The 11,676-nt window shown below is 68.3% G+C and carries 14 protein-coding genes; 4 read left to right on the forward strand and 10 right to left on the reverse strand.

Going from position 1 to position 11,676, the window contains the following annotated elements:
- The first annotated feature begins 55 nt into the window (after positions 1-55).
- Positions 56-571 (forward strand): VanZ family protein, encoded by a 516-nt coding sequence (locus JOF41_RS17405; protein ID WP_189227086.1) that lies wholly within the window; start codon positions 56-58, stop codon positions 569-571.
- 5 nt (positions 572-576) lie between these two features.
- Complete coding sequence (locus JOF41_RS17410; protein WP_209620310.1) at positions 577-1,818, forward strand: glycosyltransferase 87 family protein; 1,242 nt, start codon at positions 577-579, stop codon at positions 1,816-1,818.
- 241 nt (positions 1,819-2,059) lie between these two features.
- Here JOF41_RS17410 and JOF41_RS37115 read toward each other — a convergent pair whose 3' ends face one another.
- From JOF41_RS37115 to JOF41_RS17420, 3 genes are read right to left on the reverse strand one after another with little or no spacing between them, the layout of a single operon-like run.
- Complete coding sequence (locus tag JOF41_RS37115) at positions 2,060-2,170, reverse strand: carotenoid oxygenase family protein (RefSeq protein WP_372448526.1); 111 nt, start codon at positions 2,168-2,170, stop codon at positions 2,060-2,062.
- Positions 2,171-2,178: 8 nt separating this feature from the next.
- The gene (locus JOF41_RS17415) at positions 2,179-3,312 is read right to left on the reverse strand and encodes an FAD-dependent monooxygenase (protein ID WP_189227084.1); all 1,134 of its coding nucleotides are present in this window, start codon (positions 3,310-3,312) and stop codon (positions 2,179-2,181) included.
- A gap of 34 nt (positions 3,313-3,346) precedes the next feature.
- Entirely contained in the window at positions 3,347-4,147 is an 801-nt protein-coding gene (locus JOF41_RS17420; RefSeq protein WP_209620313.1) for an alpha/beta fold hydrolase, read from the reverse strand.
- Between the two features lie 158 nt (positions 4,148-4,305).
- Between JOF41_RS17420 and JOF41_RS17425 the strand changes: the two genes are divergently transcribed.
- Positions 4,306-4,929 carry a TetR/AcrR family transcriptional regulator gene (locus tag JOF41_RS17425; protein ID WP_189227082.1) on the forward strand — a complete coding sequence of 208 codons (624 nt, stop codon included), beginning with the start codon at positions 4,306-4,308 and terminating at the stop codon, positions 4,927-4,929.
- 48 nt (positions 4,930-4,977) lie between these two features.
- On the opposite strand, the gene JOF41_RS17430 is transcribed toward JOF41_RS17425, so the two are convergent.
- Positions 4,978-5,952, reverse strand: coding sequence for an SMP-30/gluconolactonase/LRE family protein (locus tag JOF41_RS17430; protein ID WP_209620316.1), 975 nt, complete (start codon positions 5,950-5,952; stop codon positions 4,978-4,980).
- A gap of 165 nt (positions 5,953-6,117) precedes the next feature.
- On the opposite strand from JOF41_RS17430, the gene JOF41_RS17435 reads away from it, so the two are divergent.
- Positions 6,118-7,038, forward strand: a complete 921-nt coding sequence (locus JOF41_RS17435; protein ID WP_209620319.1) for a helix-turn-helix transcriptional regulator — start codon at positions 6,118-6,120, stop codon at positions 7,036-7,038.
- A gap of 98 nt (positions 7,039-7,136) precedes the next feature.
- Here the strand turns inward: JOF41_RS17435 and JOF41_RS17440 are convergent, their stop codons facing one another.
- The 6 genes from JOF41_RS17440 to JOF41_RS17465 all read right to left on the reverse strand — a co-directional run bounded on the left by JOF41_RS17440 (position 7,137) and on the right by JOF41_RS17465 (position 11,569).
- On the reverse strand, positions 7,137-7,910 hold the full coding sequence (locus tag JOF41_RS17440) for a thioesterase II family protein (protein WP_307867446.1): 774 nt from the start codon (positions 7,908-7,910) through the stop codon (positions 7,137-7,139).
- A 26-nt stretch (positions 7,911-7,936) separates the two neighbouring features.
- Positions 7,937-8,401, reverse strand: coding sequence for a nuclear transport factor 2 family protein (locus JOF41_RS17445; protein ID WP_209620323.1), 465 nt, complete (start codon positions 8,399-8,401; stop codon positions 7,937-7,939).
- A 95-nt stretch (positions 8,402-8,496) separates the two neighbouring features.
- A complete protein-coding gene (locus JOF41_RS17450) occupies positions 8,497-9,330 on the reverse strand; it encodes a mycofactocin-coupled SDR family oxidoreductase (RefSeq protein ID WP_189227080.1) in 834 nt (277 codons plus the stop codon).
- A gap of 134 nt (positions 9,331-9,464) precedes the next feature.
- Entirely contained in the window at positions 9,465-9,887 is a 423-nt protein-coding gene (locus tag JOF41_RS17455; RefSeq protein WP_189227079.1) for an allene oxide cyclase barrel-like domain-containing protein, read from the reverse strand.
- A 27-nt stretch (positions 9,888-9,914) separates the two neighbouring features.
- Entirely contained in the window at positions 9,915-10,274 is a 360-nt protein-coding gene (locus JOF41_RS17460) for a nuclear transport factor 2 family protein (protein ID WP_189227122.1), read from the reverse strand.
- A 38-nt stretch (positions 10,275-10,312) separates the two neighbouring features.
- Positions 10,313-11,569 carry a cytochrome P450 family protein gene (locus tag JOF41_RS17465; RefSeq protein WP_209620327.1) on the reverse strand — a complete coding sequence of 419 codons (1,257 nt, stop codon included), beginning with the start codon at positions 11,567-11,569 and terminating at the stop codon, positions 10,313-10,315.
- Positions 11,570-11,676 lie beyond the last annotated feature (107 nt).

Below are 11,676 nucleotides of genomic sequence, written 5' to 3' on the forward strand. Positions count from 1 at the left end.
TCCAGCAATAGCTTCGTCCGCACCGAATTGTGTTGTGGGCGAAGGGTTTTGACCTGTGCTGAACGAGCTGTGGTGGATGTGGCTCCAGGTGTTCGACTCGCTCTCGAACCCGCTCATCGGCGGTGGCGTGGTGGTGGGCGGCGTGGCGCTGGGCTTCGGCGGACGGCTCGCGGCGCGGCGGACCGGGTGGCGACCGGTTCCCTCGGTGCTGGCGGGGATCTGGCTCGGTGTCGTGCTGGGCGCGACGTTCTCGCGCACGCTGCCGGACTGGGCGGGCCGGGACCAGTTCTGCCAGCTCAACGGCTTCGCGGTGAACGGCGGGATAGAACTGCTGAACGGCCTGCTGTTCGTGCCGCTGGTGTTCTGCGCCGTGCTGGCGACGCGCAGGCCGCTGGCGGTGCTGGGGTCGGCGATCGCGCTGAGCGCCGCGATCGAAATCGTGCAGCCGCTCACCCGGCGCGGGTTGTGCGAGACGCAGGACTTCCTCAACAACAGCGCGGGAGCCGTGGTGGCGGCGGCGCTCGCGGCGGGTGTGCTGGCGGCGTACCGGCACCGGACGGCGGCACGATGACGGCGGTGCCGCACCGCGTCGACCCTCGGCGCGTCTGGACGGTGGTCGGGGTCGGGCTGCTCGTCTGGGTCGGTGCGCGCAGCCTCGGTTCGGGTGTCCTCGACCTGCGGGTCTACCTGGCCGGCGGCGAGGCGTGGCGGTCCGGCGCGGACCTCTACACCTCGGCCTTCCACGGCCCCGGCGGGTTGCCGTTCACCTACCCGCCCTTCGCGGCGATGCTGTTCAGCGGCCTCGCCCCGGTGCCGGTGCCGATCGCCGCCCTGGTCTTCACCGCGGCGGGCATCGCGCTGTTCACCGCGGCCTGCGTGGTGCCCGCACCGAGCGCCCGCACCGGTTTCGGCCTCGCCGCGGTGTGCCTGCTGCTCGAACCACTGCGGGGCGGACTGGACCTCGGCCAGGTCAACATGGTCCTGATCGGTCTCGTCGTGCTCGACTGCCTGCTCCCCCGCACCCCGTGGCCCAGGGGAGCGCTCGTCGGCCTCGCCGCCGCGATCAAGCTGACGCCTGCGATCTTCGTGCTGTACTTCCTGGCGCGCGGGCGGTGGCGGCCCGCCATGACCGCCGTGACGACGTTCACCGCCTGCGGCCTGATCGGGTGGGCGCTCGCCGCGGAGCAGTCCCGGCAGTTCTGGTTCCACGCGGTGCTCGACCCGCAGCGCGTCGGCGGACTCGCCTACAGCGCCAACCAGTCGTTGCACGGCCTGCTGTTCCGGCTCGGCGCGCCCCAGTCGGCGTGGCTGGTTTCCGCGGCGGCGGTCGTGGCGGTGACCGTCCTGGTCGTGCGCCGGTTGCACGACGACCTCAGCGCCCTCGTCGCGGTGGCAGCCGCCGGCCTGCTGGTCTCACCGGTGTCCTGGTCGCACCACTGGGTGTGGATCGCGCCCGCACTGCTCCTGCTGCACGGCAGGGCCCGGATCATCGTCGCCGCGGTGTTCGCGGTGGGACCGCACTGGCTCCTGCCGACGGCCGGTGACCGCGAACTGGCTTGGGAGTGGTGGCAGCACCTGGCAGGCAACAGCTATGCGTGGCTGGGTCTGGCCTTCCTCGGCTGGGTCTCGATCCGGGTGGTGCGGGACCGGGCGGGCGCTCCGGCTCAGGAGGGACCGCGAGGGAGTGCGGAGGTGTCCGCATGGCGATCAAGCGGTTCGGGAGCACCCGCGTTCACGCCGAGCGCGCGGAGCGCGAAGCGACAACTCCGAGCGCTGGCTGAACTTCGCGCCTGCCGACAGCCTCGTCCACGCGGGTGACCACGACGATCCGGTGCGCGGTTCCGCCACCTTGTCGACACCGGCCGCGGGCGGCGGCGTGGAACCCACCGGGTGGACCGCGGTGGCTCGCGCGGTGGATCTGCCGCATCCGCACGGTCTCGCCAGCGGCCCGGCGATCGGTTCGGTCCACTGTGGACGCTTTCTGGTCTCACCGCGCGGCGTCACCGCCGACCACGGGTCGGAGCCGCTCGTCGGGCGGACCCGTTCCCGCTGGGAAACCTCAACGAGTGGCCGGGGTCCAGGTGCCGTGGAAGCCGGTGGGGACTCGCCGGGGCAGGTGGACGGTGGCCACCGGCCCCGCTTCGACAGCGGTGGCGTCGCGGACCAGCAGCCGGGAGGCTACTCCGACACCGGGTCCATCGGTGCGCTGCCGACCGGCTGGAGCAGCCGGTTCCGGGCCTCGATCGCTTCCCGAGTGGGTGGCACGAGAAGCGCGCCACCACCTCCGACCGCGCCCTGGGCGAATTCGACGTAAGGCCGTTGGCGGGCCTCATATCGCGGGAACGCCGTGACGTGGTCCCCATGCGATCGTTCGAGCTCCTCAGCGAGGAACTGAGCCCCGGTCAGCGCCAGGGACGCGCCCCGACCCGCGAGAGGGGACGCGCAGTGGGCGGCGTCGCCCACGAGCGCGACCCGACCCCGGTGCCAGCTGGGCAGGTGGATCTGGCTGATCGAGTCGAAGTAGACGTCGGGATCGGCGCGCACCGCGTCGAGGATCGTCTGGACCTTCCACGAGCGGCACTCGGCGAACTGCTCGAACAGGATTCTCTTCTGCGCTTCGACGTCGCGGTAGTCGTAGTCGATGGGATCCGACGCGAACATCAGGACACCGATCGCCCTGTCCTTGAACCGGGCGATGCCCGCCAGGTGCCCCGGGTAGCTGTACATGGGATTGATCCGCTCGGCTTCGGCATCGGCTTCGCCGGGCATGTCGGTGATGGCGACGTAGAGACCGAGATGCCGGGTCCAGTCCCGCTCCGGACCGAACACGAGCCGCCGCACCGCCGAGTGCACACCGTCGGCACCGAGGACGAGGTCGAAGCGCTCCGGGTCGCCGGAGGCGAACCCGACCTCCACCCGGTCGTCGTGCTCGGCGATCGAGTCCACCGATTCGCCCAGGCGCAGCTCCACGGCTTCCGGCAGCGCCTCGGCCAGGATGCGGGACAGGTCCTCGCGGGCGATCTCGATGTCGTCGGGCGAATCGCCGATGTCGTCGGGCAGCCGGCCGATGGCCGTGCCGTCGTCGTCGACGAAGTGCACCTGCTCGGTCATCCGGATGCGCGCGTCGCGGAGCGCGGGGAGGATGCCCATCTCCTCGGCGACCTGGATCGCGTCGCCGCGCACGTCGATGGGCGAGCCGTTGCCCCGGAGCCGATCCGCTCGCTCGACGATCGTGACGTGATGCCCTCGCATCCCGAGAACACGTCCGAGAGCGAGACCGGCGACGCCCGCGCCTGAGACAAGAATCTTCACGAGTTCTCCGCAACAGTGAGATCGGCCGGGGTTTTCACCGCGCAGGCCGCGACGGGTGGGCGAGCACGAAGTGACGTAGCAACCGGGCGGTTTCCCGCGTGAACTCCACGGTGATCCCGTGGCGCGCCCCCGCGATCACTTCCAGCCTCGCCCCCTGGATCGCCTCGGCGATCCCCTGCCCGATCCCAGGACGGGCCGCGGGATCGTCCTCGCCGTAGATGAGCAGGGTGGGCGCCGCGATCTCGGGCAGGCGGTCGGTGAGGTCGTAGCCCCGGATCGCGGCCAGCCGCCGCGCGTCCGCCTCCGGTGAGCGGTGGACCAACATCGACCGGAGTTCGGCCACCAACTCCTCGTCCGCTTGCCCGCGTTCGGACAGGGCGAAGGTGAGCATCCGCGCATCGCGCCGCGACGGCGGCAGCTCGATGATCTCGGAGGCCACGGGTGCCCGCAGGGCCGAGGCGTCGGCGAAGGCGGCGCCGACCGTCAGCGATTGCACGACGTCGGGCACCGACACCGCGACCTGAAGTGCGATCAGGCCGCCGAAGGAGACCCCGAAGATGTGCGCCCGTTCGTGCCCGAGTCCCCTGATGAGCGCGGCGCAGTCCTGGGCCAGGTCGGGGATGCCGTAGGGATCGGGCGGGTTGACCGACGCTCCGCTGTCGCGCTGGTCGTAGGCGATCGCGCGGATTCCGTCACCGAGCAGGGGTCGGAAGGTGTCGTACTGGACGTGGGTGCTCTCGCCGCCGTGCAGCAGGATCACCGGCTCGCCCGCACCGGACTCCGCGTAGGCGATCTCGATCTCGCCTGCCTGCACCGTTTTCAACGCGGTGGTCATGCCCACGCCCGGTCCTGCTTGAGCACCAGGGTGTCGCCCCGGACGCTCGGACAGCTGGACTCCACAACGCTCACATCCTTAAAGAGACTGATCGCCTCTTTAGGCTAGCTGTGATCCACTGCGGTGTCCACCGAGAGTCAGATGTGAGAATCAGAGGCATGCCGGAGGACGTGGAGACCGCGGAGACGGCCGAGGCCGGGGCACGACCGGCAGCGCGACCGGGCGGCCGCAACGCTCGGGTGCGGTCGCAGATCCTCGCGGCGACGACGGAGCTCGTGGCCCGGAACGGCGTGGCGGGCCTGCGCTACGAGGAGATCGCCGAACTCGCCGGAGTCAACAAGAACAGCGTCTACCGCAACTGGCCGGACCGCGCCAGGCTCGTCAGCGACGCGCTGCTGCAGTACGCGGAGGACTCCGCACCTCTGCACGACTCCGGCGACCTCCGGCGCGATCTGGTCGACTTCTTGATGGTGTTCTCCGAGCGCCTGTCGAGCTCGGTCGGCCGGGCCCTGTTGCAGGCCGCCGTCACAGCTCCGGGGAACACGGATCTCGACGAGGCGGTTCGAACCGCTTACGACCGACGGTTCGCCACCGTCCGGAAGCGATTCGACAGCGCCGTCGACAAGGGGGAGATCCCCCCTGTCGACAGCTACTTCCTCACCGAACTGCTGTCCGGGCCGGTGTACCTCTACGTCACCCGGCGACGCCGCCCCTTCACCCGCGAGGTGGCCGAGAAGATCGTCGACGTCGTCCTGGCGGGCATCCGTGCCACCGCGCCGTAGGGTCCGGTCGGCCGCACGCCCCGGCGGTCCGCCAGGCCCGGAAGTGGTTCAGAGGCTCACCCGCACGACGGTGAACGGCAGGTTCGGCTCGGTGCGCTGGTACTGGAAGTTGACCACCAGGAGGTCGTCACCGTCGAACGCCGCCGTCGACGGGAAGTCCATGCCCCGGCCGTTGATCCGGCGCTGCACCTGTGCCCGCGAGTAGTCCTCGCTCAACCGCAGGACGCTGATCTCCCCTTCGGGGTGGAAGAGGCTGGTGATGCTGTACAACTCGCCGTCGCGCAGCAGCAGTCCGTCCGCGCCGATGTCGGTCACCCCACCGAGGTCGACGGCATCGACGGCACCGGTCTTGGTGCTGATGCGGTAGAACGCCTGCGAGTTGGTGTCGGCCATCAGCACGAATCGGCCGTCCGGGGTCACGACGAGGCCGTTGCTGTTGATGCCCTCCTCGTTGACGCCCTTCTCGTACTCCACCGGCGTGCCGTCGAAGTTCACGACAGTCTCGAGTGGCTGATCGATCTGCCTGTTCGCCAGCTGTGCCGCGGTGATCCGGTAGAGGACCGGGCGGAACGAGTCGGTGATGTAAGCGTCCCCGTTCGGGGCGATGGCCACGTCGTTGACCAGGCCGTCGCGCGCACCGGAGTCGAAGACGTGCAGCAGTTGCCCGGTTCGGGTGCTGTAGACGAAGACCTTGCCGGTGGTACCACCCGCCACCACCAACCGGTCCCTGGTGATCTTCATGCCGACCGCGGTGGTGCGGCCGTGCTGCCCGCCGGGCAGGAAGACCTGCAGGTGCGGCTGGTCGATCCGGCCTCGCCAGATCGTTCCGTCGGTCAGCCCGCTGACGTAGAAGTACGGTGTGCCGGGCTCGCGGACGATGCCTTCCGGATAGGCCTGCTCCCCCGGGACCACGTAGCGGCCGATGGGCTGGCGATCGTGAGCGCCTGCCTGCGTGGACGTCGAGAGGACCAGCGTGGCGGCGAGGATGCCGCCGAACAGCAGGCGGGCGCGAGTGGTGAACATGGCTGCACTCCAGAACTGTGGTCGAATGGATGATCCCGTCCCTCGACGGGCTGGACTTGGCACGAGGGCCATACAAGCGCTCGGTTCCCAACGGCGGCAGGGCTGGTTCATCGGGGGGAGAATCTCGACCCCCCTTCGGTCGGATGGCGCTCATAGACTCACGACATGAGCGACCACGGCCTGTCCCGGTCCGGCAATCGCGCCGACGTGCGCGAGTTCCTGATCAGCAGACGCGCCAGGATCAGCCCGGAGCAGGTCTCGCTGCCCGTCACCGGGCGGCGCCGCGTACCGGGGCTGCGGCGGGAGGAGGTCGCGATGCTCGCGGGCGTCAGCGTCGACTGGTACACCCGCTTGGAGAAAGGCCACATCAGCGGCGTCTCCCAGGAGGTGCTCGAGGCCGTCGCCCGAGTCCTGCGACTCGACGACGAGGAGCGGGTCTACCTGTTCGACCTGGCCCACGCCGCCCGGCCGGCACGCCGCACCCCGGCAGCGGCAGCACCACTGCCACCGAACGTCCAATGGCTGCTGGACAGCATGACGCTGTCCACGGCGATGGTCACCAACGAACGCCATGACGTCCTGGCGGCCAACCCGCTGGCTCGCGCGCTCTACGCACCGCTCTTCGGCAGCGCCACCACACGCGAGAGCGGTCACGCGAACTTGGTGCGCTACCACTTCCTCGATCCCGGTGCCCGCGACTTCTACGGCGACTGGAACCTCACGGCCGACATGCTCGTGGCCTCGCTGCGCACCGAGGCCGGACGCAACCCCCACGACATCGGGACCCGTGGGCTGGTCGGCGAGCTGACCACCGCCAGCGCCGACTTCCGAGCCCGGTGGAACACGCACAACATCCTCATCCACGTCAGGGGGACCAAGCTCTTCCGGCATCCGGAGGCCGGTCGCCTGAGCTTGAGCTACTACTCGCTGGGCCTGCCGGTCTCCGTCGGCGAGACCCGGCACATGTGCGTCTGCACCGCCGAACCCGGCTCGGCCGACGAGGACAAGCTGACCCTGCTCGCCAGCCTGGCGGCATCGCCCCCGCACCAGGCGGACGCCGCGGAACCGGACTTCGCGCTTCCATGACCCCACGAGCCAGCTGAGCGTTCGCTCCTGCTCGTGGTCAGGCGGGTGTCTCGTGGTGCCGCCGGGGCGGCACCACGAGGCGGCCTGCTGAGCGCGACCTACCCGCCGACGTTCCGCTCCGAGAGCACATGCCTGACGTAGCCTGCTATCTCGACGATGTGCTCGTGCATGAAGAAATGACCTCCGGCAAGGACCTTGATCTCGAAGGACCTCGCTGTGTGCTGTCGCCAAGCGTCCGCCTCCTCGAACGACACGCTGGGATCGCGATCCCCGGTCATCGCGACGATCGGCACGTCCAGCACCGCCTCGGTCGTCGGCGCACGATAAGTCGCGATGGCCCGGTAATCGCCCCGGATCACCGGAACGATCAGGCGCGTCATCTCGTCGTCGTCGAGGAGAGCCGGGTCGGTGCCACCAAGCCATCGGAGGTTGGCGATGATGCTGTCGTCGTCGTCCGCGTAGGAACTCTGGTCACGGTGGCACGACGGGGCGCGGCGCCCGGACGCGAACAACGCGAGCGGCACGCGTCGGTCATCTCGCGCAAGGCGACGCGCCACCTCGAACGCCACCACCGAGCCCATGCTGTGACCGAAGAGCGCGAGTGGTCGCGTCTCCCACGGCAGCAACGCCTCGCAGATCTCGTCGGCGAGCAGGCCGATGTCCTCGATCAGCGGCTCGTGCCTGCGGTCCTGCCGCCCTGGGTACTGGACCCCGAGCACCGAGATGTCGGGTTCGAGCGAGCTCGCCAGCGAGTGGAAGTAGCTCGCCGAGCCGCCCGCGAAGGGGAAGCAGACGAGGTGTGCCCGACTGCGCCTGGCCGAGTCTCGCAGTGGCCTGATCCACGATCCGCCACTCGTGGTCGATGCGCGCACGTCTCCTCCCCCTCAGGCCATGCCGCTCATCCCGCGTTGCCCGCCGGGAGTTGGAAGTTGCCCGCTTCCGGCCTGGTCAGCGGGATCACTTTGCGGCTGGAGAACTTCCACATCCCGTTCTCGTGGACGTACTGGTCCTTGTAGTACGCGGTGGCCCGAGAGGTCCCGCCTGCCCGCACGTCGCCCTGGGCGAAGACGGTGCAGGTGCCGGAGGCCCTGGATTCGAGGATCTCGTTGACGACGTGGTTCGTCGTCAGGTGGCAGAGGTTCTCCATCTGCCCGTAGATGTCGACCTCGAAGTGGTGCCGGATCTGGTCTTTCCCGGTGGCCTTCCCCAGCCCGAAGTCCTCTTCATCGAAAACCGGGCTCGCGTCGCTCCACAGCTCCATCAGGAGGTCGATCTGGCGGGTGTCGAGCAGGTAGGCGTACTTGGCCGTCAACTCGATGATCTCGAGTCGGTTGACCAGCCACGAGAGCGTTTTCTCCGTCATGCTGAAACAGCCTCCGACAACTTGTTCGCGCACCTGGGCGCGTGGTGGACCTGTGAATCCTGGTCCACGTTCCGCCCGTGGACCGGTACCAATTCCTAACGCGATTTGTTGGGAATCATCATCCCGGCGTCCACGGGCAGGGCGATCCCGGTGACGTGCCGCGCCTCGTCCGAGGCCAGGTACAGCACCGCGTCGCTGATCCCTCGCGAGTCGATCCAGCCGACGGGCAGCGCGCTCATCCCCTTCATCACGTTGTCCGCGTCCTCGGGCGTCGGGTCGGAGATCTCGGGCAGGAAGAGTTGCCGCATCGTGGCGTTGTTGACCATCGGCGTGTCGACGTTTCCCGGGTTCACCGAATTCACCCGGATGTTGTACGGCGCCAACTCCGCCGCCAGGGCGCGCATCAACCCGACCACGCCGTGCTTGGACGCGGTGTAGTGCGCCATGGTCGGCACGCCGATCAACCCCGACACGGAGCTGATGAAGACTATCGATCCGCCTTCGTCCCGCTCGATCATGTGGGGGATCACCGCTTTGACGGTTTTCCACGATCCCGTCAGGTTGACGTCGATCATCTCTTGCCAGGTCTCCTCGGAGAGCTCCCAGGCGAACCCGAAGCTGGATATCCCGGCATTCGCGCACACCACGTCGATGTGCCCGAACTCGGCTACCGCCTCGTCGACCACGCTCTGCAACTGCTTGAGGTCGCGCGTGTCCGCCTGGCGTGAGATGACCCGTCGGCCCAGCTGTTCGACCATGTGCGTCGTCGCCGCGAGGTCTTGACCGCCCGCTCCGGGGTACGGCGTGGTGTCAACGTCCGCGCACAGGTCGACAGCTACGATGTCCGCCCCTTCCTGGGCGAGCCGCACCGCATGCGAACGGCCCATCCCGCGCGCGGCTCCGGTGATCAGTGCGACTTTTCCGGCCATCCGGCTCAACTCTGGACCTCCACGTCAGAAGAAGGAAAGCGCGATTCGCGGCGGACCGCACGAGATCACGAACTCGACACTCCTCGCGGTGTCGCGACCGCACCCGCACTGCACTGGCGCCATCGCGGGATCGTTCACTCGGCGGACGCGAACATGATCAGCTTGACCTCGGCTCCTTCTTCCTTGCCGAGATTGCGCGGACGCCAAGCCATGAACCCCGTCTGGCCGAGGTACCGGCCGCTGACACCCACACTCGGGTAGTAGGCCCAGTTCCCGGACAGGAGTGACCCCATGTCGATCCAGCCGGCGACCCGGATCGTCCCGGAGCCGTCCTCGAAGACGACCTCGTTGGTCAGGTAGGCCATGAACTGCTGGTCGGACTCCCGCCGGTAGAGAACCTTGAACCCACCCGAGGTGGTGGCCACCTTCTCCCCGGACGTGGTGAACAGGGCGTGCTCGTAGGTGCCGCTCTGGCCGACGTGGATGTTCTGCAGGTCCTCGATGTCGGTGGTGGCGCTGATCGTGGTCTCGACCAGATCCTCGTAGCTGTTGATCACAATTCTGCCCTTTCCCGGTCGAGCGTTTCAGATCTTGCGGTAGACGTCCTTGAGCACGATCTTGCCGTCACTCAGGACGAAGAGGTCGACACCGCGGTTGACGACCTTCCCCTCGGTCGTCTCCACGGTCCACCGGACCAGTCCCAGGTTCTCGCCGAGCATGATCGGCGGTTCGAACTTCCCGTCGACCCCGGAGGCGATCATTTTTTCCCGCATCGCGTTCAGGCTGTTGATCAGATCGCCGATCTCGTCCTTGGTGTGGACCGTCCCGAGCCCGTCCCCGTCGGGCGTGATCCACTGCCCGTCCTCGGCGAAGCACTCGACGGCGGTCTCGATGTCGCCTGCGCCCGAGCTCTTGAAGAATCGGTCGATCACTTCTGCGGACATGGCTCCGCCCCATTCTCGTCGTGGCACGTGTTCACGGGTCATGCGTGCAACCTCACCGGCAGCCGCTCCAGGCCGCGGAACTGCAAGGTGTAACGCCAGTCGAGCCGGTCCAGCGGCTCGACCGCTTCCCAGTGCGGGAACTTGTCCAAGAGCCGAGCCAGCACGATCTCACCCTCCAGCCGTGCCAGCGGCGCGCCGACGCAGTGGTGGATGCCGTGGCCGAAGGCCAGGTGCGCGGCAGCGTCGCGGCGTATGTCCAGCCGATCCGGTGCCGCGAACCGATCCGGGTCGCGATTCGCCGAGGCCAGCGCCAGGAACACCACCTCGCCCGCCGGGACGACGGTGTCACCGATCTCCACGGGTTCGGTGGTGTAGCGCAATGTGGAGAGGTTCAGCGGACTCTCGTAGCGCAGGAACTCTTCCACCGCGTTCGGTATCAGGGTGGCGTCCCCGCGCAACAGCTCCAGCTGTTCCGGGTGCTTCAGCAGGGCGTACACCGAACTGCTGATCAAGTTCGCGGTGGTCTCGTACCCCGCGTTCATCATCAGGAAGATGGTGGAAAGCAGCTCGGACTCGTCGAATCGCTCCTCGTTGTCCGGGTCGATCATCGCGTTGATCAGGTCGTCCGCGGTGTCGTGACTTCTCACCTTCTCGGCGATCAGGTTCCGGAAGTACTCCAGGGAAGCCATGTACGCCCGGTACTTCTCCGCCGGCTCCGAATCGACACCGGTCAGCGTGCGATTCCACCGGCGGAGATCGTGGTGGGCCGCGCGGGGTACGCCGAGCAATTCGCCGATCACCGCGATGGGGATGGCCATCGCCACCGACTCTACCAGGTCGATCTCGGCTCCGGCGGGAATCGAACCGAGCAGTTGATCGGTTATTTCCTCGATCCGCGGGCGGAGATTCTCCGTGCGGCGCACCGTGAAGGCCCTGGTGAACATCCGGCGCAACCGCGAGTGCTGCGGCGGATCGCTGAACAGCATGCTCTCCGAGGTGATCGCCTGTCCCGAGACGTCCTCGGTGCTGTGCTCGGCGATGATCGGCGCGGCGCCCCCGGCCGCTTTCGAGAGCCTGGGATCGGCCAGCAGCCGACGCACATCGCCGTACTCGGTGACCAGCCACGCGCGCAGGCCGGTGCTCAACGTCTTGATGACGAGCCGCCGGGGGCCTGTCCCGGCGCGCATCTCGCGGTAGGTCAGGTACGGGTCCTGGATGAAATCCCAGCTCAACAGGTCGGCCTCGGCGAATGTCCCGGTGCCGGGCGTGTCGACCCCTGTGGAGTCAGTCGTCATGGGGATGTCCTTTGTCCTCAGGTGTCGAAGCGGGGGAATCAACAGATCCGGCGGGTCGCGGTCGAACCGCTCCGGCGACATGTCGAGCCGTGGCGCACTGGTCCCGG

Origin of the sequence: Saccharothrix coeruleofusca (assembly GCF_017876325.1) — a bacterium.
In the GTDB taxonomy this organism is placed as follows: Bacteria; Actinomycetota; Actinomycetes; order Mycobacteriales; family Pseudonocardiaceae; genus Actinosynnema; species Actinosynnema coeruleofuscum.